This is a genomic window from Bacteroidota bacterium, from assembly GCA_039821555.1.
Classification (GTDB): domain Bacteria; phylum Bacteroidota; class Rhodothermia; order Rhodothermales; family Rubricoccaceae; genus JBCBEX01.
On sequence record JBCBNX010000014.1, the window covers coordinates 60,861 to 82,710 of the forward strand.

The following is a 21,850-nucleotide window of genomic DNA, read 5'->3' on the forward strand; positions in this document are numbered from 1 at the left end:
CCGTCCTGCGTCGTCTCCGCTCACGTTCGTTCGCTGCGCTCCTCGGACGGTCCCCCTCACGTTTGAGGGGGACAGTTTCGCGACCCTTCAGGGGGAGCGAAACGGGGGGAGCCGCCCCAGCACGAAGCCTGGCCGACTCCCGACCTCACGCCGCGTATGCCCCATCGGTGTAAGGCATCGGGTTGGGCTCTGCGCGCGCCGTCTAGGATCGCGGCGGTCCGGCTCCCCCCGTCCTGCGTCGCCTCCGCTCACGTTCGTTCGCTGCGCTCCTCGGACTGTCCCCCTCACGGGTGAGGGGGACAGTTTGGGATGACGCAGGAGCGAAGCGACTGTCAGCCAAAACGGGGGGAGCCGACCCAGCAAATTGCGGGAGCGGCTCAGGTGCCAGGGCTGGCCCGGGCGGGCGTGCCTCCGGGGACGGGAGCATATCCGAGCAGCGTTCGAGGCTGACACGTAGCGTTCGCGGCAGTCCGGCTCCCGCCGTCCTGCACGGCTCCCCCCGTCTTGCGTCGCCTCCGCTCACGTTCGTTCGCTCCGCTCCTCAGACTGTCCCCCTCACACGTGAGGGGGACAGCTTGACCGCCGCCCCTGACTCTCAACAGCGCGCGCGTCAAGCGGGGGGAGCCGCCCCAGCACCTCAGACCGCGTACGCCCCGTCGGCGTGCTGCACGAGGCCCAACTCGGCCAGCGCGTCCAGCACCTCGGCGGCGGGGCGGGGTGTGAGGCTCGCGAACCGCGCGGCGACGGCGGCGGGCGTGCTGGCCCCGGCGGCGACAGCCTGGCGCACGGCCACCATCTGCGCGGCGAGCGCGTCGGGCCACGGGCGGACGGCGGGCGCGGCGTCCTCGGCGGGCGCGGGCGGGGTTTCGAGGGCGAGGCCGGTCTGCGCGGCGTCGGGGGCCTGGAACGCGGGGCGGAGGTAGCGCACGGTCCCGGCGGCCTCCTCGGCGCGGCGGGCGGCGTTGAGCGCCACGAGGCGGTCCAGCACGGCGGCGCGGAACGACGGGGCCTCGGCACCCTGTCCTCCAGCGAGGTCGCTCCAGCCGTAGGCGGCGAGCACGGCGCGGTCGAGCTGGCGGTGGAGGTCGAGGAGCGTGTGGGCGAGGCCGTGGTCGGCGGCGGTTTGCTCCTTGGGGGTGAGGTTGCGGCCCGCGCGCAGCGCCTCGACGGCGTTGTAGAGGTCCGTCAGGCCGAGGTCCGGGTGCGTTTCCTGTTGACGCTTGCGGTGCGCGTCGATGGCCTCGCCGAGGTGCCTGATTCTTTTCTTTTGCTCGTCCGTCGCCGTGGGGAAGGGAAACGGCTCAAAGCACTTTCTCTTGAAATACCGTGGATCGTTTCCAATCCCGAGCTTGCCGCCTGCTGCGAGCGCCCACTCGACATGGACGGCGCTCGACAGGATACCGAGGTGAAAGCCGTCGTCCAGAGCAATCGCTAGCAATGCGTTGTCGGGTGCGACGTCGCCTTCCAGAAATACGAAAAAGCGATGCTTTGCAGTCTCCGGGGTGACGATAAACCTGTCGAGATCACTCATCGTAACTCGTAGGTCTTCTCTAAGCCGACGATGCAACCACCAGTTTTCACGCAGAGTCTTGCTGCGATTGGTTTCACGCACAGGCTTGACTTCGCGCAATACGTGCTCATAGACCGTCGGGAAGCGTTCGCGGGCCTCGCTATCGGTCAAACCAAATAGATCAATGACGAACACGCCACGCGCAGTCTGAGTCAGATCGCGCCCATTGCGATAGGGTCGGATGACGGTCTCGACTTCGGGTACGGTTCCATATCCGAGTTGCTTGGCCTCCTCGCGAGTGACGATAAATCCCGATCCGCCTAGCTCTAAGCCGCGACTACACAGTCCGCTTTTCGAGTTCAAAGGCTCTGCTTTCGATACGTCTGCTCCAACAGTCAAATCGGCATTGAGCGCACCGAGGTACTCGAAAATGTCAATGTCTGCGATACCGTCGCCGTCCTCGTCGCGCTCGTCCGTCACTACGGCCAGCCGTCCGGCCTCGGCGTCGAAGGCGTCGGCCCGCGCGCCCGTCGTCATCGCCACGCGCACGTCGGCGGCGTCAGCGGAGTCCACCCACGGGTGGTCCGGCACCGCGAACGCTAGCGCCAGCGCAGGGGCCTCGCACGCGCCGTCGAACAGCCCGTCCGCGCCGGGATTCGCCCCCACGTCCGCGCCCGCGAGGTGCCGCTCCACGACGCGGCGGTTGAAGGTCTGCGGAAGCGAGTTCGTCGTCACCAGGCCGAAGCGCTGCGCCTCGCCGCGCCGGACGGCCTCGGCGGCGCGGTGCCACCAGAACATCACGAAGTCCGCCGAGTCGGGCACGGCGGGGTAGGCCGCGCGGAGGCGTTCGGTGTAGGCGTCGCCCAGCGCCTCGCGCATGCGGCTGGCCCCGAGAAACGGCGGGTTGCCGACGATGAAGTCGGCGTCGGGCCATGCAGCTTGTTTGGGCGCGGGGGTGCCGTCCTCGGTCAACACCGCGTCGCGGTGCTCGACCTGGCCGTAGCCTTCCAGGACGGGCTCCGGGAGCGGCTGGCTGGCGCCGTAGCGGGCGCGGTGCCACTGGAGGTAGCCGATCCAGAGCACGAGGTCGGCGATGGCGGCGGCGCGGGCGTTCACCTCCAGGCCGCGCATCTGGCGGGGCGTCACGCCAAAGCCCTCGCCTGCGGCCTCGCCCACGAGTTGCTCGGCGGCGCGGCGGGCCTCGTCTTCGAGCGCCTTCAGCCCGGCGAACGTCACGTAGAGGAAGTTGCCGCTGCCGCACGCCGGGTCGAGGACGCGCACCGTCGCGAGGCGGCTCAGGAAGCCCGCCAGCACGGCCCGCGCCTCGTTGCGGCGTTTGGTGCGGGTGCTCGCGTTCGTCGCCGCCTCCGCCTGCTCGATGAGCCGCGTGGCTGCCGCCCGCGCGCCGTCCCACTCCGCCCGCAGCGGCTCCAGAATCGTCGGGCCTACGAGGCGTTCGACATAGGCGCGCGGCGTGAAGTGCGCGCCCAGCTTGTGCCGCTCCGCCGGGTCGAGCGCCCGCTCCAAGAGCGTCCCGAAGATCGACGGCTCCACGTCCGACCAGTCCGAGCGCGCGGCGTCGAGGAGGGCGGCCCGCTGCGCCGCGTCGAGGCGTGGCGCGCGGGTGTCCTTGAAGAGGCTGCCGTTGAACTGCCGGACCCGCTCGCGCACCTCGCCGACGTAGCCGCCCGCGTCCATCTTCGAAAAGAAGTCGGCGAGGGCGTGCGGGAGGTGGTCGAGGTCGCCCGCGTAGGCGTCGAGGAGGCGCGTGAACGTGCCCGCGGGGATCAGCCCCGCGTCTTCGGCGAACATGGCGAAGAGGCAGCGGCTCAGGAAGCCTGCCACCGCCTCGGCGTCCATTGCGTTGCCGTCGGCGTCGGTTGTGTCGCGGAGCGAGGTCGCCAACGCCGCGAGTTGGTCGGCGAGCGCCACCGTCACCCGCGCCTGCCGTCGCGCCGGGTCGAGCGCCAGCGGGTCCTCGAATACAGTCGCGAGGAGCGTGCGCGTGGCCTCGTCGCGGAGCCGGTCGAGTGGGATGCGATTCGAGGCCGCGTCGGGGAAGGGGCGGTAGAGGCGGCCCGTGCCCGAGAAGTCGGCGTAGAGGTCGATGCAGAAGCCCACGTCGCACACGACGACGAAGGGCGGCGGCGGCTCGGCGGCTTCGAGGTTGCGGGCGTAGCCCTCGGCCTGGTTGCGCGCGGCGTACATCGTCTGCTCCCACGCCCGCGTCCCGCGCTTGCCGTGCCCCTGGCGCAGCTTGCGCCCCGACGCCGAGCGCTTCTGGTCCGCGCCCTGCTTCGTCTCCAGGACGAAGCTGCCGCGCTTGTAGAGGTCGATGAAGCCCTTCGACTGCTTCCCGTCGCGGAACGTCACCGGCCGCTCGAAGACGTAGGCGTCCGCGCGCACGTCGCCCGTGGCGAGGTGGGGCCGCTCCACGCCGAGCACCACGGCGAGGTCGCCGAGGAACGTCTGCGCGTTGGCGCGCTCGGCCCCGCCCGACGCTTTGGCCGCGCTCAAGAAGTCGTCGAGGTCGATGGAGGGCGTGGACGCGTCGGACATGGCAGGAGGGGAGGTGTGAGCAGCCTGCCATGATAACGGCACGAGGCCGCCTCGCGTCCGCCAGACTCTCAGGCTGCGGTGCCGAGACGACTCCCCGCGCTTGACACGCCTGGACGGCGGTCAAGCTGTCCCCCTCACGCGTGAGGGGGACAGTTTTTGGTGATTGGGAGCGCAGCGACCGTCGCCAAAAACGGGGGGAGCCGCCACCAGCACGAGGGTCAACCCCCGGTGCCTACCCCCAGGCTCCGCCGCGCGAGCCAGCGGTTGGCGGCGATGAACACCGCGAGCACGACGCCCCACTGGAGCAGGCACGTCATCGCGCTGTAGGGTTCGAGCGGGTTGAGCCAGTTGTCCGAGTAGGCCGTTGCGGCTTGCCAGAGCCACCAGCCGAGCAGCACGACGGCCTGCAGGGGCACGACATAACGCATCATCAAGCTCCACACGCCGGGGATGCGCCAGTCGGACGGGACCGCCAGTTCGGAGCGCAGGCGGTCGGGGCCGTAGCGCACCGCGGCGAACGCCACGAACGCGCCCGAGAGCATCAGCGCGACGCCCCACACGAAGTCCTGGTTGGCGAAGAACGTCAGGTTGAGCGCGCTCGGCACGCCCAGCACGAAGCCCACGCCCGCCACGCCGAGGACGGCCTTCGGGCGCGGCAGCCCGAGGTCCACGCAGTTGCGCACGGCGAGCTCGATCATCGAGATCAGCGAACTCGTCGCCGCGAAGGCGAGCGCTAGGAAGAAGCCGACGGCGAACAGTTTGCCCGCTGGCATCGCGGCGAAGAGCTGCGGCATCCAGATGAAGGTCAGGCCCGTGCCCGCCGGGCCGCTCGTGCGCATCACGTCGAGGATCTCGCCGTTGTTCATGCCCTGCCCGCCGAGGACGGCGAAGACGGTCCCGAAGATCATCGTCGCGGCGAGGAGCGAGACGGTGTTGTTGCCAACGCCCGTGAGGACGGCGTTGCGGACGACGCCGTGCTCCTTCTTCATATAGGCGGCGTAGGTCAGGATCAGCCCCCAGCCCGCGCCCGTGTCCCAGGCGTTCTGCGTGAGCGCTTCGAGCCACAGGGTCGGGTTGGCGAGGTCACTCGGGTCGAACGTGAAGAGGTAGGCGAGCCCCGCCCCTGCGCCGTCGAGCGTGAGCGCGCGGACGACGGCGATCACCACGATCACGAGCAGCGTCGGGACGAGCACCTTGTTGGCCCGCTCGATCGACGAGACGCCCCACCAGCACGCCGCCGCGCCGATGAGCACCGCGACGCCGTGGAAGAGCACCGGCAGGCCCGACGTCTGGAAGCCGTCCCACGACGCCTGCGCCGATTCGAGCGAGAGCGGCAGGTCGGACGTCAGCATTGCACCGGTGTAGTAGACGCACCACCCCGCCACGACGGCGTAGTAGAACATGATCGCCGTCGCGACGAAGCTCACGAACGCGCCCATCCAGGCGAACTTCGGTCCAGCGACCTTCGCGAAGCTTCCGATCACGCCCTTGCGCCCCGTCTGGCCGAGGGCGTACTCCGCGATGATGAGCGGGATGCTCCACAGCAGTAGGAACGACACCCACGCCACGAGGAACGCGCCCGCGCCCGTCTCGCCGCCGTTGGCCGCCGCGATGCGCGGAAACCGCCAGATGTTGCCCGTCCCGACGGCGATGCCGAGGACGCTCAGCAGCAGCCCCCAGCGGGTGGTGAAGCGCTGCGCGGAGGCTTGAGACATGGGACGACGCGTGGGTGGGTGAAGCTACGAGCGTCGAGAAGGTAGCTTCGGGGACCATAGGATTGAAGCACGATGACTGACTTCCAGCTTCCCAAAGGCGTGACGGGGTTTTGGTTCTACCGTGACCCACCCCCGGTAGACCCGAGTGATGCAGCTTGGGCAGACCCGAAGGTGTGAAGGTGTTCCGCCAAGCCTGTCACATCGCCCTACGCGAACTCGGCGGACGCGTGTTACGAAGCGTCAACGCGTACGAAGGTGGCGTCCACAACTTCCACGTAGGTCTCGTTGAACTCGACAGAGACCGTCGTCTGTCTGTGCTTTGCAACGTCCAAGCCTCCTTCGTCGGATTCGCCCCCTACTCTGATCGCTACCCGCTAGGCGGCCCCCCAGAATTCCTGGACTGCCCTGAACTTGCAGCCGCGTTAACGCGCTACCACCCGTATACCATCCTGTCCGCCGAACTGCTAAACACTCGTCCCTCGGCGGAGCATCTGGTACACCTGGGCAAAGCCGAGTTGCAGGAATTCCGGTACTGGAAGCCCGACAGGCTCGGAGACGTCATTTTCAACCGGTGGGATTAGTCTGGTTTGTCATCCTGAGCGGAGGTCCGTAGGACCGAAGTCGAAGAGCTTGCCCTCGCGAAGCATGTCCCCGCGCAGTCGGGGGGCGGGGGATCTCTGTCTACCTCGGCGTTGCAAGCACAGCCTGGAAGCTGGCCCGCAGATCCCTCGGCTCGCGGTGCTCGCTCTGGATGACAAGGGGGCGAGATCGAGGGAATACGTGCCCTACTTTCCCACACACCCACACACCCACACCCGCTGGTGCGCCGTCGTCGTCTCATTCTCGTTCTTGCCGTCGCTGCGCTGCTCTTCGCAGCGTCGCTGGCCGTGCCGCCTTCAAGGGGGCTGCTGGCGCGGGGCGAGGTGGTGAGCGTGCGCGTGACCGACCGCGCGGGGACGCTGCTGCAGGAGATCCGGCCTGACGGACGCGGGCAGCCCGTGACGCTCGATCCGACTCAGCCAGGTGCGCTGCCACCTTTTGTCATCGCGGCGCTCGTGGCGACGGAGGACCGGCGCTTCTACGACCACCTGGGCATCGACCTCCGGGCCGTCGCGCGGGCCGTCCGGGACAACCTCCGCGCGGGCCACGTGGTGAGCGGAGCCTCGACGATCCCGATGCAGGTCGCGAGCTTCCTCCGCGCCGATGGCGGGCCAACGTCGACGGGCTTTTTCGGCAAGCTCGCCGAGGCGCACCTCGCGCTGCGCCTTGATGCACACCTCAGCAAGGACGAGGTCTTGGCGCTGTGGTTGGAGCGCGCGCCTTTCGGCCGTAACGCCTTCGGGATCGAGGCGGCATCGCAGACCTACCTCGGCAAGCCTGCCCCGTCCCTCACGCTGCCCGAGGCAGCGCTGCTCGTCGGCCTGCCGCAACGCCCGAGCGGCTATGACCCGTTCCGCTACCCCGACGCGGCCCGCGCCCGCCAGCAGCGCGTCCTCGCCGCGATGGAAGCCACCGGCGCGATCACCCCAGAAGAACGCACCCGCGCCGAGGCCGTTGCGCTCGACCTCGCCCCCCAACGTGCCGCGTTCCTGGCGCCGCACTTTGTACGCGCTGTCGCCGCCCCCCGCCCCGCTCCTCTGCGAGGAGTCGCGGGGCTGTCCCCCTCACGCGTGAAGGGGACAGTTCGACCGCCGTCCAGGCGCGTCGAACGGGGGGAGCCGAGCATGGCTGAAATCCGCACCACCCTAGACGCCGACCTCCAGGTGCACCTCGAAGCCGTCGCACGGGCGCACGTGGACCGGCTCGCCGACTTCCAGGTGGGTAACGCGGCGCTCGTCGTGCTAGAGAACCGGACGGGGCGCGTGCTCGCCTACCTCGGGAGCGCCGACTTCTGGAACGACGCCGCGCTCGGGCAGAACGACGGCGTGCGGATGCGCCGCCAGCCGGGCAGCGCCGTCAAGCCGTTCACGTATGCGCAGGCGCTCGCCACGCGGCGCTACACCCCGGCCTCGATCCTCGCCGACATCGAACTGGAGATCGCGGAGGCAGGCGGGGCGTTCGTGCCGGAGAACTACGACCGGCAGTACCACGGCCCGGTCCCGCTGCGCGAGGCGCTGGCGTCGTCCTACAACGTGCCCGCCGTCCGGCTCGCGCACGAACTCGGGCCCGCGAGCGTACTCACGACCTACCGCCGCGCGGGGCTGACCTCGCTCACGCGCGACGCGAGCCACTACGGCGTCGGGCTCACGCTCGGCAACGGCGAGGTGTCGCTGCTCGAACTCGCGCAGGCCTACGCCGGGCTGGCGAACGGCGGCCCGCGCCCCACAGTGCGGCCGGTTGCCTACGCGGTCACCGCGGACGGCGACACGCTGCATGCCTCGGCTCCGTCGTTCGAGCCCGGGCCTATCTCGGCCGACGTGGCCTACCTCGTCACCGACATCCTCCGCGATCCAGCGGCGCGGGCACCCGGCTTCGGGCGCGGCTCGGCGCTGGAGGTGGCGTTCCCGGTCGCGGTCAAGACGGGCACGTCGAAGGACTACCGCGACAACTGGGCGGTCGGCTACTCGCCCACACACACCGTCGCGGTGTGGGCGGGCAACTTCGACGGCACGCCGATGCGCTGGGTGAGCGGCGTCTCGGGCGCGGCCCCGCTTCTGAGCGCCGCGTTCGAAGCGCTCGGCGCTCACGGAAGGGGGGGCGGCGACTTCGTGCGGCCCGATGGCCTCGCCGAGGCCATGATCTGCCCGACGAGCGGCCTCCTCCCCGGGCCGTTCTGCCCGGCTGCCCGCCGTGAGGTGTTCCTGGAGGGTACGGTGCCCACCGACACCTGTACCGTCCATCGCCAACTCCAAATCGATGCGCGGACCGGACTCTTGGCAGATGCCGAGACGCCAGCCGACGCCGTTGAGGCGCGCCTGTTCGTTGTCCACCCGCCGGAGTACCACGCCTGGATGGCGGCGCACGACCTGCCGCTACCGCCGTCCGTGAGCCGCGCCGACGTAGCCGCCGCACCCGACACGCTACGCTTCTCGGACCGCCTCCGCGTGCAGTTTCCCGAGGACGGCGCCGTGTTCGCCCTCGACCCGGTGCTGCGGCGGGACTACCAGCGCCTCGCGCTCCGCGCCGCCGTCGCGGAAGGCCTGCTCGACGTGACGTGGTGGCTCAACGGTGAGGCCGTACCCGGCCCCCAGCATGGTTCAGGACGCACTGGAGCAGAATGGCCGCTCGTGCCGGGGCGCCACACGCTCGAACTGCGCGCCGTCACGGCCGACGGGCAGCGCCTGCGCAGCCGCCCTGTCGCGTTCACCGTGGTCGATGCCCCGACGCCGGTGGAAGCCGCCGGGCTCTGAGCGGCGTCGGTGAGCCGTTCTCCCAGCGACATGCGCGATAAGGGCGGCTCCACGCGTTCCCCCCGACGCCGCGCGTAGCTTTCGAGCTCCCCAACCAACCAACGACCCGCCTGTGATGCATCGCTTCCTGCTCTTCCTCCTCGCGCTCGCGCTGGCCCTCCCGGCCGCCGCGCAGGACTTCTCCGGCTCCCTCGACGACACCGACGACACCCGCGAAAACGACGCCTACTACGAGACGTACACCTTCGAGGCCGAGGCCGACGACGAGGTCCGCGTTCGCATGGAATCCTCGGCCTTCGACACCTACCTGATCGTCTACGGCCCGACCGACGAGGAGTACTACAACGACGACTTCGAGGGCACGTCGGTCTCCCAGATCGAGTTCGCCGCGCCGATGACGGGCACCTATACCATCTGGGCTACGTCGTACGCCGCCGAGTCCACGGGCGACTACACGGTCGATGTCACGACGACGGCCTTCGTGGTCGCCGAGGAGATCAGCGGCCGCCTCGACCCCGCCGACAAGCAGTCGATCAAGGGCGAGTACTTCGACTCGATGACCGTCACCGCGCCCGCCTCGGGGCAGTTCTACGTCGAGCTCCGCGCGCTCGGCTTCGACGGCTACCTCCGCGTCGTCGGCCCGAGCGGCGAGATGTGGCGCAACGACGACTACGGCGATGGCGGCGGCTACCGGCTCTCCCGCGTCGGCCCGCTCAGCGGCGACGGCGGCCAGTGGCAGATCGACGTGACGACCTATGGCACCGAGGAGGTCGGCGCCTACGACATCCGCGTGCTCACGCCCGGTGAATAGGCGAAGCACAGACGCAAGACGGTGTGCACGTGGGGGCAACAGATTGCCTCTCGCGTGCATACCGAGTCCCCAACGTCAGAACACGCGCCCGAAGCGGAAGAAGAGGCGAGGGCGGCCTTCGAACGCCTCGCCAGCGAGCACGAGTTCGGCGGGCCCGGCGAGCGTGAGCACCCCGGCCGACACCGCGTAGCCGAGGCGGTAGTCGTTCCCCCCGATGACGATCCGGTCGCCGGTCCAGCCTGCGTCGAAGAGCCCCCGCAGGAGCACGCCGCGCGGGACCTCCACCTGCACGCCCACGGCGCCGATCACAGCGTCCTCGCCCGCTAATTCCTGGTCCTGTGCCCCGTAGAGCGGGTAGAAGCGCCCAGGCAGCAGACTCGTTACCTCGATGCCGCCGAGGTAGACGCGCTGGTCGTCCGTCGGCGTGCCCCAGGCTTGCACGACCGCCCCGCGCCCCACCAGCGACACCTGTGGCGAGAGCGCCACCGCAGCCTCGCCGCTCACCGCGACGCGCCGGAAGGTGGCCCCGACGCCCGGCGCCCAGTCCGCGGTGGCGAACGCGAGCGCGCCGCGCCGGGCATAGTCGGGGCGGTCGCGCGTGTCGGTGAGCGCGAAGCCCGAGAGCGACAGGTAGGCCTCCGCCGTCGCCTCCAGCGAATCCACGCCGATGCTCGGCGAACTGCGCACGTAGGTCAGCGTCGGACCCACGCCCGTCAGCACGTCCCCGAACAGCGTGGGGCCCGTGTACACGCCCGCGCTGAGCAACTGTCCTGTGCCCGCCGCAATGGCCCGGTCGCTGCCCGCGAAGAAGTTGAGGGGGAGCCGGAGGTAGCTGCCCAGTCCAGTCACCGTCCACGGTACGCGGCTGCCGAAGCCAGCGAGGTAGCGCGCCTGGAGCTGCGTCTGCTCGCCGAGGCGTACTTCCATCTGGGTCACGCTGCCAAAGAAGAGCCGGTTGCGCAGCGTCAGCTCGAAGAGCAGCGCGGCCCCGTACTCGGTGTCGAAGCGGAAGCCAAAGCCCAGCCGGTCGCGGTTCTTCGGCCGCGCGTCGATGGTGAGCACCACGCCGCCGTTCGCGGCCTCGTCGAGCTGGTACTCGTCGAGCTGGTAGGTGATGAGTTGGAAGAACCCGGTGGCGTAGAGCTGCGCGATGGCTTGGTCGAGGTCGTCGGGGCCGACGAGGCTGCGGCCGAGCGTCTCCTCCAGGCCCCGGCGCAGCACCCGCGCCTCCACGCCGGTGACGCCTTGCACGACGACCTCCTCGATGCGGCGCGGCGCCACCTCGGGCGGCGGCGGCCGTCGAGGCTCTGGGTTGCCGAGCCGCGCCGCGAGGGCCTCCAGCACCGGACGCTGCGCCTCGGCGGCGGCGGCGCCACGCGCGATCCACTCCGCCCCAGCGTCGAAGTCGAACGACGAGAGCCCGTTCACGTCCGGATCGATGGTGAGGTCGCAGCGCGCGCGCTGGGCGACGAGCTCGCGGTCGGCGGCGTAGAACGCGGCGTCCACGAGGATGTCGAGGAACGTCGTCTCCGCGGCAGCGGTCGTGTCGGCGGCGGAGACGTCCACGCAAACGAGCACGTCGGCCCCGAGCGCCTCGGCGTCCTCGGCGGGGAGGTTGCGCGCGAAGCCGCCGTCGATGTAGCGCTGCCGGCCGATCTCGACAGGCTCGAAGAGCGTGGGCAGCGACATCGAGCCGCGCACGGCTAGCGGCAGCGAGCCCGCATCCAGCCGAACACCATCGCCCGTTTCAGCATCCACGACCACCGTGGCGAAGGGGCGCGGGAACGCCCGGAAGTCGCGCTCGGTGGCGACGGGCCACGTGAGCCGCTGCAGCAGCGCCAGGATGCGCTGGCCCGCGACCAGCCCCGTCGGCAGCGCCACGGCGCCGTCCTCGATGGGCAGCGCGAGCACCGTACGCCCCTCGCTAAGGCGGCGGCCGAGCCCCGTATCACGGCGGTCGACGGCGTCGGTGAAGAGCCCCGTCCAGTCGCGCGAGGTCACGATGGCCTCCATCACATCCGGTGTGTAGCCAATCGCATAGAGGCTGCCCACGACAGCGCCCATGCTGGTGCCCGCCACCACGTCCACGGGGATGCCCGCGTCTTCGAGCACACGGATCGCGCCGATGTGGGCGATGCCCTTCGCCGAGCCGCCCGAGAGCACGAGCCCGACCGTTGGACGCGCTGCCGTCTGGGGCTCTGCCGTCTGGGGCTCTGCCGTCTGGGGCTCTGCCGTCTGGGGCTCTGCCGTCTGGGGCTCTGCGTCTTGGGCAAAGGCACCGGAGAAGGTGAGCAGAGCGAGCAGGAGGGAGATCAACCGCATGGGCATGGGTGAGCAGCTTAGCGAACAGGGCAGAGCCCGTCTTCTCGATGAACCTACGTCGTGGTACTCGGCGGCACCGCAGTAAAACCAGGGCGAGACTGTTGGGCATGGGGGCGCTGGCGTTTCTTGCGGGCGACGCCCAACAACGTCGCCGTGCCATGCCCCGCCTCGTCTGCTCGCTGCTCCGCCTATGATCGAACTCCTATGGATCTGCGCGGCGTTCGGGTTGGGCTTCGTGGCCCGCCTGATGCACCTCCCCCCGCTGATCGGCTACCTGGTGACGGGCTTTCTGCTGTACACGGTGGGCGTTGCCAACGGACCCATCATCCAGCAGTTTGCCGACCTCGGGGTGACGCTGCTGCTGTTCACCATCGGGCTGAAGCTGCGCATCCGGGGGTTGCTGCGCCCGCACGTGTGGGGCGTGGGCGTTGTCCATATGGGGCTGGTGACCGTCTTGATCGGGCTGGCGCTCTTTGGGCTCTCGGTGGTGCTGCCGGGGCTCTCGCTGCTGGGTGACTTCACCATCAGTACGGCGCTTCTGCTCGGCTTTGCGCTGAGCTATTCGAGCACCGTGTTCGCGGTCAAGGTACTGGAGGACAAGGGCGAGATGGGCACCATCTATGGGCAGGCCGCCATCGGCATCCTGATCATCCAGGACCTCATAGCGGTGGTGTTTCTGGCGGTGTCTGCCGGCAAGACCCCGACGCTCTGGGCGCTGCTGTTGCTGGGGGCGCTGGTGCCGCTGCGCTGGGTGCTGCTCCGCATTCTGCACCGGACCGGCCACGAGGAACTGCTCATCCTGTTTGGGCTAGCCCTCGCGGTGGGGAGCTACGAAGGCTTCGAACTGGTCGGCATCAAGGGCGATCTGGGGGCGCTGATCGTAGGCGCGATGTTGGCTGGCGACGCCAAGGCCCGCGAGCTAGCGGAGAGGCTGTTGGGCTTCAAGGACTTCTTCCTCGTCGGCTTCTTTATCAGCATCGGACTCAACGGCATCCCCACGGCCGAGGCCGTCTTGGTCGCCGTGCTGCTGGTCGTGTTGGTGCCCGTGAAGTCGCTGCTGTTCTTCGATCTGTTTACGCGGTTTCGCCTGCGGAGCCGGAGTTCGTTCCTCGCCACGCTGAGCCTGTCGAACTACAGCGAGTTCGGGCTCATCATCGCTGTGGTGGCGGTGTCGGCGGGGTGGGTCGCCGAGGCGTGGCTGCTCACGATAGCGCTGGCGCTGGCGCTGTCGTTTGTACTGGCGGCGCCTATCAATCTGACGGCCCACGCCCTCTACGACCGGATCCACGCATGGCTCAACCGCTTCCAGCGCCCCACGCGGCTGCCTGAAGAGGAAGAGGTCGTCATCGGCGACGCCACGGTGCTGGTGTTCGGAATGGGACGCGTCGGGAGCGGGGCCTACGACTACCTGCAGGGGCACAGCCAGGAGCGCGTGCTGGGCCTCGACATGGACGGCAGCACCGTGGCTCAGCAGCAGGAGCACGGCCGCGCCGCCATTCAGGCCAGCGCCCTCGACTCCGACTTCTGGGACCGCCTGCAGCTCGACCAAAGCGCGGTCCACCTGGTAATGCTGGCGATGCCGCAGTTGGAGGAGAACCTCTTTGCGGCGGAGAAGCTGAGCAGCCTGGGCTACGGAGGCCGGATCGCCGCCATCGTGAAGTACGGCGAAGACCGCGACGCCCTCCAGGCCGCCGGCGTCGATCACATCTACAACTTCTACACCGAGGCTGGCGCGGGCTTCGCGGCCGACGCCTTCGAAGCGTTGGCGACATAGGGAGCCGAGAGCACTCGGGCTGTCCCCCACCGGCGAGGAGGACACGGCTGTAGACCGAAGCGTCCGAAGCCACCCCGAGCACACGGCAGCGGTCTACTCACAACGTTCCACGGTTGAACATCTCCTCAGGTAGTGCCATGGGCTCGGCGTTGTCCCTGTGCTCTACGATGCGGCTTTCGACCAGATGGGAGGTAGCACCTACGCCGTAACAACTTGGATCAGCTGCCGCGCGGGCACGCCGAGCAACTGGCACTTTATGCTTGACGGTCAGCTGCATCCAACTGTTAGGCCGCGCCCTGAATGCTGCCCGACACTCTAAGAGTCCTAGGCTGATTTCACCTATCAATAAGCTCAATCTTTGCTCCACCGGCACCAAGCGATTCAACGTCTTCAACGCTGAGCGAGCCCCCGCGCAAAACTAGAGAGCTGAGCCCTGGAATCCTTGACAGGCTATTCAAAGCGGAAACCGGAAGCGACCCAACATCTACCGCAATCTGCCGGACACCCTCGAGCCCCAGAAGTTTGGAGTGACCGTATTCCGAGAGGTCGACCCCTAGCAACGTAACGGCGAATACTTCGGGTTCCCAGATGTATCCACCACCGACTGACTCGACCCATGCCAGGATTTCCTCGTTGAATTCTTGATGTAAGTTCATAGTTCTAAAGCACTTGGGCAAGCAAGCCTCAAGCGCTGCCTAACATCTCACTATGCCGAGCGCATTCGGCATAGCGCGCACAGGGGTTATGCGCAAAGGTGGAATGGTGTCTAGGGGACACCGCCGTTTCTAGCGCTTAAACGCTCCATGACGGCCCCTAGGTTATCGTTCTATTCTCGATAATACGCACCACCGTGTCTGCGCAAAAGCCGAAACTCCTTCAGCAAGTTCGCCTAGTCTGCCGCACCCGCCACCTGAGCCGCGCCACCGAGAAGGCCTACGTCGGATGGATTAAGCGGTACGTCCTCTTCCACGGCACTTGCCACCCGCGTTCGCTCACCGGCGCCCACGTACGGCAGTATCTCGAACACCTCGCCACTAACAGGCAGGTTGCCGCCAGCACGCAGAACCAGGCGCTCAACGCCCTCGTGTTTCTCTACCGCCGAGTCTTAAACCAGCCACTCGGTGACATCGGCCCGTTTCAGCGGGCCAAGCGCCCCAAACGTCTCCCGGTCGTGCTGACCCGCGCCGAGGTGCGGTCCGTGCTCGGCGCCCTCTCCGGGGTCGACCACCTCATCGTATCGCTCCTCTACGGGTCCGGCCTTCGGCTCCACGAAGCGCTCCGCCTCCGGGTCAAAGACCTCGACTTCGGCCAGCACCAGCTCCTTGTTCGGGACGGCAAGGGAGCGAAGGACCGCGTGACCCTGCTTCCACCCCCTGTTGCCCTCCCTCTCCAACGCCACCTGCGGCGCGTCCGCGCTCGCCACAATCGCGACCTCGCCGAAGGCTATGGGGCCGTCGAACTGCCCACGGCGCTCGCCCGGAAATACCCCAACGCTCCACTCGACTGGCGGTGGCAGTACGTCTTTCCCTCAGCCCGGCGCGCTCGTTCGCCCGAGGCACGCCGAACCCACCGGCACTACCGCTCGCCCTCGTCGGTGCAAAAGGCGATCGCCCTCGCTACGCACGCGGCGGCGCTCTCCAAACGCGTCACGAGCCACACCTTCCGTCACTCGTTTGCGACGCACCTCATCGAGGCAGGCTACGACCTCCGCACTGTCCAAGAGTTGCTCGGCCACAAGAGCGTCCGCACGACGCAGATCTATACCCACGTCCTCAACCAGCACCACCTGGGCGTCCGCAGCCCGCTTGAAGCACTCGTGCCCTAAAACTACCCGCTGTTGACGGTCTCCTCGAGCGAAGGCACGGGCTCGGCGTTGTCCCTGTGCTCCACGATGCGCTCGTGCTCTAGGCGAAATTGGTCGACCTGGGCATAGGCCCGCTCCTCCCACGTTGCGCGGTAGCGCGTGGCAATGCAGCAAAACCGGCGTGAGACTGTTGGGCATAGGGGGCGCTATCGTTTCTTGCAGGCGACGCCCCACTAGCCCCGCCGTGCCATGCTGCGCTTTGCTCCCCCGCTCGCCCTCCTGACGACCCTCGTGCTTGCTGCGCTGCTGGCAGGGTGCGGCGACGGCTCGGCAGACGACCCCGACGCGCCCGTCTCGTTCGCCTCAGAGTTGGTCGCGCTGGAGACGCCCGCGGGGGTGACGGGCTTCGTGCCGACGCTGGAGGGACCGCTGCGCGTGCTGAGCGCATCGCCCTTCGGCGCGATGGCGGGGCAGGCGCCCAACCAAGCGATCTCGGTCACGTTCAGCCGCCCGATGGTACCACTCGGGCGCACGCCGGAGCCTGCGGCCGATGCGCTCACGCTGCGCGGGCCGGACGGGCCGGTGGCGGGCGCGCTCCGCTGGCAGGGCACGCAGACGCTCGTCTTCCAGCCCGACAGCCTCGTCCCGGCGACGAACTACACCGCGACACTCGCTGCAGGGCTCACAAGCGTGGAGGAGGACGCGCTCGCGAACCCGTACACCTGGACGTTCGAGACGCCGCGCCCGGTGCTCGTGGCCTCCGAGCCGTCGCGCGGCGCGCAGTTCGCGGACCCGGGCGCGCCGATCCGTTTGTTCTTCAGCCTCCCCGTCGAGGCCGACCGCGTGCGGCGCTTCATCGAACTGCGGCGCGAGGGCAGCACCTCCCTCAACGTGCGCGTCGAGCAGGCGGGCGACTCGTCGGTGGTCGTTTCGCCGAACTCGGACTTGGCGAAGGGGGCCGCCTACCGCGTGCGAACCTCGCCCGAGATGCCCGCTGCTGTCGGTACGCTCGGCACCGCAGAGGCCACCGAGTTTGGCTTCCGCACGTATGGCGATTTCGAACTGGAGAGAGTGCGGCAGGGGTATGGTCGCAGCACAGGACCGGTCGCGCCTGACCGCGCGATCCGGCTCTCGTTCTCCACGCCCGTCCGCTTTGAGGCGCTGCGGCAGGCGCTGTCGTTCAGCCCCGCCATCGAGCTGCCAGCGGGCATCGAGGCGCGCGACGCGGTCGAGAGCACCGAGCACAGCCTGCGCCTCCCGCTCGACCCGGAGACGCGCTACACCCTCACGCTCGGCGAGGGGCTAACCGACGTGTTCGGCCAGACGATCACGACCCGCACCACCGCCTTCCGCACGGCTGCGCTCACGCCGACGCTACGCATGCCGACCGGCCTCCTCGTCATCGAGGCCGACCGCGAGCGCGCGGTGCCGCTGCGCGTGACCAACATCGACGCCGTGAACGTGGGCTTCGAGCGCTTCACGCCCGCCGACCTGATCCGCAAGCTGCCCGCCTACGACGACCGCCACTGGTACGGCCCTTTCCCCGAGGACTACGAGGCCCCCGAGCCCGTCGCCGCGAGCCGCCGCGTGCCGCTCGCCATTGACCGCAACCGCCCGACCTACGTCCCGCTCGCCCTCGATTCGCTGCTGGACGGGGAGAACGGCGGCTTGGTCGGTGTCCACCTCCGCTATCAGCAGGAGGGCAACGAGCGCGTCCGCGTCGCGCTCGCACAGGTGACCACCCTCGGGCTGACGGCGAAGTTCTCGCCGCACCAAAACCTCTTCTTCGTCACCACGCTCGCCGACGCGCAGCCTGTCGAGGGCGCGGCTGTCACGGTCTACGACGACGCGGGCACCGAGCTCTGGCAGGGCACCTCGAACGCGCGCGGCATCGCGGAGTCGCCAGGGTGGGCCGCGCTCGGGCTGGAGAAGCGCGAGCGCTGGGAGACGCCCGTGCAGTATGCCTTCGTCGAGCACGAGGGGCAGGTCGCCTTCACGTCAAGCCGCTTCGACGACGGCATCGAGCCCTACCGCTTCGACATCGACCTGGACTGGAGCCCCGAGCCGCTGACCTACGCTGGGACGGTGTTCTCCGACCGTGGGCTCTACCGCGCGGGCGAGACAGCGCACCTCAAGGGCATCCTGCGCGGCCGCACCGACGGCGACTGGGTGACCTACACCGACAGCGTGCGCGTGCTCGTCACCGATTCGCGCGACGAGGTCGTGGTGGACCGCCGCCTGCAGCCGAGCGCCTACGGCAGCTTCGACCTCACCTACCTCGCGCCGACCGACGCCAGCCTCGGCGTCTACCAGGTGCGCGTCGTCCGCGCCGACGACGACGAGGCCGAGGAGCGCGAGTCATGGCAGACGGGCGACCTCGCCCAGGGCACCTTTCGCGTCGACGCCTTCCGCGCGGCTACCTTCGCCGTGGACGCCGTCCCCGCCGCGCGTGCCTTCGTCGCGGGCGACTTCTTCGAAGGCACCGTCACGGGCCGCTACCTCTTCGGCGCGGCGATGGGCGGGCAGGCGCTCCGCTACCGCCTCGTCCAGCAGAACGGCCGCTACACCCCGCCCGGCTACGACGCCTACCGCTTCGGCATCGCGCGCGGCTATTACAGCCTCTACGAGACGCTCGCCCAGGGCGACACCGTCCTCACCGCCGACGGCACGAAGCAACTCCGCGTCCCGCTCCCCGGCAACGAGCGCGGCGCGCCCGCCTCGCTCCAGTTCTCGGCGACCGTCACTGACCCGAGCCGCCAGGAGCAGTCCGACCAGACGACCGTCACGTTGCACCCGGGCCTCTTCTACATCGGCCTCAAGCCCGAGACGACGTTCCTCGACCTGAGCCGCGATCAGGTGATGGCGCTCGATGTCGCGACCGTCGATCCGAACGGCGCGCCTGTGGGCGCGGAGAACCTCACCGTTGAACTCATCCGGCAGCAGTGGAACTCCGTCCGCGAGGTCGGCGGCGACGGGCGGCTGCGCTGGCGCTCCGAGCGCACCGAGGAGGTCGTCGGCAGCCGGACCGTCGAGACGGAGGCCGGACGGGCCGTGCGGCTGCGGATGCCGGTACGCCTCGGCGGCAGCTACATCGTCCGGGCGACCGGCTACGACGTGCGCGGCAACGTCATCAAGACGGAGGCCTACTTCTATGCCACCGGCGCGGGCTATGTCGCCTGGGAGCGCTCCGACGATGACCACCTCGAACTCGTCGCCGATAAGAAGAGCTACGCGCCGGGCGAGACGGCGCGCATCCTAGTGCCGTCGCCGTATGAGCAGGCAACCGCTCTCGTGACGGTCGAGCGCGAAGGCATCATTTCGAGCCGCGTGGTCGAAGTCGAGGGCAGTGCGCCGCAGATCGAGGTGCCGCTCGGCGAGCAGCACCTCCCGAACGCCTTCGTGAGCGTGATCCTGCTCTCGGGCCGCACCGCGCAGCCATCGGCGGGCGAGGACCTCGGCGCGCCGAGCTTCAAGATTGGCTACGTCAACCTCCCCGTCAGCGCGCAGGGCCGTCACCTCACCGTTGAAGTCGAGCCGGGCAGCGAGACGTACGAGCCGGGCGGATCCGTCACCGTCGATCTCCGGCTCACGGACGACGGCGGGCGCGGCGTCGAGGGCGAGATCGCGTTCGCTGCCGCCGACGCGGGCGTGCTCAACCTCATCGGCTACGCGATGCCAGACCCGTTCCAGACGTTCTACGGCCCGCGCGCGCTCGGCGTGACGACGAGCGAGACGCTCGCCAACCTCGTCGAGCAGCGCGACTTTGGCGAGAAGGAAGAGGACGAGGGCGGCGGCGGCGGCGAGGATGCCGACCGGCTGCTGCGCTCCGACTTCCGCCCGCTCGCCCACTGGGCCCCCGCGATCCGTACCGACGGGAGTGGCCGCGCGACGGTGACGTTCGAGTTGCCCGAGAACCTGACCACGTTCCGGCTGATGGCCGTCGGGCTGACGCGCGACCACCGCTTCGGCCAGGGCCAGACCGACATCGTGGTGACGAAGCCGCTCGTGCTGCAACCGGCGCTGCCGCGGTTCGCGCGCTTGGGTGACACGTTCGAGGCGGGCGTCCTCGTCACGAACCGCACGGGGCAGGCCGGTCCGGCCGTCGTGACCGCCCGCGCCGACGGCATCGCGCTCGACGGCGAGGCCCGGCGCACGGTGACGCTCGCGAAGGGCGAGACGCGCGAGGTGCGCTTCGCCTGGGACATCGAACAACTCGGGACCGCAAACCTCCGCTTCACCGCCGAACTCGGCAGCGAGCGCGATGGCCTGGAAGTACCGCTCGACATCGCGCTGCCCGTGACGAAGGAGGCCTCCGCGACCTTCGCCTCGACAGCAGACGCGGCGCGTGAAGCGCTCGTGCTGCCGTCGGACCGCGTGCCCGGCGTCGGGCAGGTCGAGGTCCGCGTGGCCTCCACGGCGATGGTGGGCCTGGACGGTGCGACGCGCTACCTCTTCCAGTACCCCTACGGCTGCCTCGAACAGCGCACCAGCCGCATCCGCCCGCTCCTCGTCGCCGACGACCTGCTCGACTTGTTTGACCTCGACGCGCTCGACGGCGATAGGGCGAGTGTCGTGAACGAGTGGCTCGGCAGCCTCGATGCCTACTGGATGGGACGCGGGTTCGCGCTCTGGAAGGGCGGGCGCTTCGTGAGCCCGTACGCCACCGCCTACGCCGTGCTCGCCCTCGCCGAGGCCGAGGCAGCAGGCTTCGACGTGCCGCAGCCGCTCACCCGCGAGGCCGTAGACGCGCTCGCCACGCTCGTCAAAGACAGCAGCCTGCAGCCCGACTACTACACCCGCGATGTCTGGGACACGTCGCGCGCGCTGATGCTCTACGCGCTCGCCCGCCACGACCGCGTCCTCGAAGCGGAGGTGCAAGCCTTGGCCGAGCGGTACACGCAGCCGACCGCCACGCCGAGCGCGGAACTTCAGAGTCACCTCCTCCGCACCATCGCGCTCGCGGGTCGTGGCTCGCTCAACGGCTACGCCCAGCCGCTCGCGGACGGGCTGCGGGGCCGCACGACGACCGAGGGTACGACCGCCTACCTTGCCGCCCAGACCGGCGACGCGTGGGGCTGGATCTTCTCGTCCGACGTCCGCTCGACCGCCTTCGGCATGACCGCGCTCATCGAGGCACCCACATCGGTTGGGGGCCCGTCGAGCGATGTGCGGCAGCTGACCGAGCGGATGGTGCAGTATCTCATCCGCTCGCGCACGACCGGCCACTGGGCGAGCACGCAGGAGAACGCTGCCGTCCTCGACGCGCTGCGCGCCTACCAGGCCGCCTTCGAGACGACCGATCCGAACTTCACTGCCACCGTCCAGCTTGCCGGGCGCGAGGTGCTGAATGCTTCGTTCCGGGGCCGCTCGCTCACGGCCGAGGAGGCCACCGTCGATCCGACCGCGATGCCGTCGGGCGAGGCGTTGCCCATCGAGGTGACCGTGGATGGGACCGGGCGGGCGTACTACTCGCTCCTCGCCGAGACCTACACCAGCGCGCCCGTCGAGGCCGCCAATCGGGGCCTCGCCGTCCAGCGCACCATCCAGCGCCTCGACGGCTCCGGTAACGCGGTCGGCAATGCCGTGACCACGAGCAGCGGCACGCTTACGCTCGACGCGGGCCAACTCGTCCGCGTGACGCTGCGGCTCACGAGCCCGGCGACGCGCAACTACGTCGTCGTGGACGACGCGCTCCCGGCGGGCCTCGAAGCGCTCAACCCCGCGTTCCAAACGTCGGGCGTGCTCGCGCAGCAGCAGACCGGCTCGGGGCAGTGGTGGGGCTCGTTCAACCACACCGAACTGCGCGACGACCGCGTGCTGCTCTTCGCCGACTACCTCCGGCGCGGCGAGCACACCTACACCTACCTCGCCCGCGCGACCACGCCCGGCACGTTCGTTCACCCGCCCGCGCAGGCCGAGTTGATGTACGAGCCCGAAGTCAATGGCCGCACCGCGACCGGCACGGTAGTCGTGCGGCCTGCCGAGCGTGTGGGCGCCTGATCTGA

At 69.2% G+C, this 21,850-nt stretch carries 9 protein-coding genes; 5 read left to right on the plus strand and 4 right to left on the minus strand.

Going from position 1 to position 21,850, the window contains the following annotated elements; genetic code table 11:
• Positions 1 to 637 precede the first annotated feature (637 nt).
• Together AAFU51_14475 and AAFU51_14480 are read right to left on the minus strand one after the other, a co-directional pair.
• A complete protein-coding gene (locus tag AAFU51_14475; GenBank protein ID MEO1572457.1) occupies positions 638 to 4,069 on the minus strand; it encodes a DNA methyltransferase in 3,432 nt (1,143 codons plus the stop codon).
• Positions 4,070 to 4,287: 218 nt separating this feature from the next.
• The gene (locus tag AAFU51_14480; GenBank protein ID MEO1572458.1) at positions 4,288 to 5,784 is read right to left on the minus strand and encodes a sodium-dependent transporter; all 1,497 of its coding nucleotides are present in this window, start codon (positions 5,782 to 5,784) and stop codon (positions 4,288 to 4,290) included.
• An 821-nt stretch (positions 5,785 to 6,605) separates the two neighbouring features.
• On the opposite strand from AAFU51_14480, the gene AAFU51_14485 reads away from it, so the two are divergent.
• Complete coding sequence (locus tag AAFU51_14485) at positions 6,606 to 9,134, plus strand: transglycosylase domain-containing protein (GenBank protein ID MEO1572459.1); 2,529 nt, start codon at positions 6,606 to 6,608, stop codon at positions 9,132 to 9,134.
• Positions 9,135 to 9,249: 115 nt separating this feature from the next.
• On the plus strand, positions 9,250 to 9,945 hold the full coding sequence (locus tag AAFU51_14490) for a PPC domain-containing protein (GenBank protein ID MEO1572460.1): 696 nt from the start codon (positions 9,250 to 9,252) through the stop codon (positions 9,943 to 9,945).
• 75 nt (positions 9,946 to 10,020) lie between these two features.
• Here the strand turns inward: AAFU51_14490 and AAFU51_14495 are convergent, their stop codons facing one another.
• On the minus strand, positions 10,021 to 12,267 hold the full coding sequence (locus AAFU51_14495) for a patatin-like phospholipase family protein (protein MEO1572461.1): 2,247 nt from the start codon (positions 12,265 to 12,267) through the stop codon (positions 10,021 to 10,023).
• A 190-nt stretch (positions 12,268 to 12,457) separates the two neighbouring features.
• On the opposite strand from AAFU51_14495, the gene AAFU51_14500 reads away from it, so the two are divergent.
• Positions 12,458 to 14,041 carry a cation:proton antiporter gene (locus tag AAFU51_14500; protein ID MEO1572462.1) on the plus strand — a complete coding sequence of 528 codons (1,584 nt, stop codon included), beginning with the start codon at positions 12,458 to 12,460 and terminating at the stop codon, positions 14,039 to 14,041.
• Between the two features lie 335 nt (positions 14,042 to 14,376).
• Here AAFU51_14500 and AAFU51_14505 read toward each other — a convergent pair whose 3' ends face one another.
• Positions 14,377 to 14,697: a hypothetical protein gene (locus AAFU51_14505; protein MEO1572463.1), complete on the minus strand. Its 321-nt coding sequence runs from the start codon at positions 14,695 to 14,697 to the stop codon at positions 14,377 to 14,379.
• 194 nt (positions 14,698 to 14,891) lie between these two features.
• On the opposite strand from AAFU51_14505, the gene AAFU51_14510 reads away from it, so the two are divergent.
• The gene (locus tag AAFU51_14510; protein MEO1572464.1) at positions 14,892 to 15,866 is read left to right on the plus strand and encodes an integron integrase; all 975 of its coding nucleotides are present in this window, start codon (positions 14,892 to 14,894) and stop codon (positions 15,864 to 15,866) included.
• A 228-nt stretch (positions 15,867 to 16,094) separates the two neighbouring features.
• The gene (locus tag AAFU51_14515) at positions 16,095 to 21,845 is read left to right on the plus strand and encodes an Ig-like domain-containing protein (GenBank protein MEO1572465.1); all 5,751 of its coding nucleotides are present in this window, start codon (positions 16,095 to 16,097) and stop codon (positions 21,843 to 21,845) included.
• Positions 21,846 to 21,850 lie beyond the last annotated feature (5 nt).

Bases quoted from the DNA above. Each gene is read 5' to 3' on its own strand.
- AAFU51_14475 (MEO1572457.1), bottom strand. From the start codon at position 4,069: ATGTCCGACGCGTCCACGCCCTCCATCGACCTCGACGACTTCTTGAGC.
- AAFU51_14505 (MEO1572463.1), bottom strand. From the start codon at position 14,697: ATGAACTTACATCAAGAATTCAACGAGGAAATCCTGGCATGGGTCGAG.
- AAFU51_14495 (MEO1572461.1), bottom strand. From the start codon at position 12,267: ATGCGGTTGATCTCCCTCCTGCTCGCTCTGCTCACCTTCTCCGGTGCC.
- AAFU51_14490 (MEO1572460.1), top strand. From the start codon at position 9,250: ATGCATCGCTTCCTGCTCTTCCTCCTCGCGCTCGCGCTGGCCCTCCCG.
- AAFU51_14500 (MEO1572462.1), top strand. From the start codon at position 12,458: ATGATCGAACTCCTATGGATCTGCGCGGCGTTCGGGTTGGGCTTCGTG.
- AAFU51_14515 (MEO1572465.1), top strand. From the start codon at position 16,095: ATGCTGCGCTTTGCTCCCCCGCTCGCCCTCCTGACGACCCTCGTGCTT.
- AAFU51_14480 (MEO1572458.1), bottom strand. From the start codon at position 5,784: ATGTCTCAAGCCTCCGCGCAGCGCTTCACCACCCGCTGGGGGCTGCTG.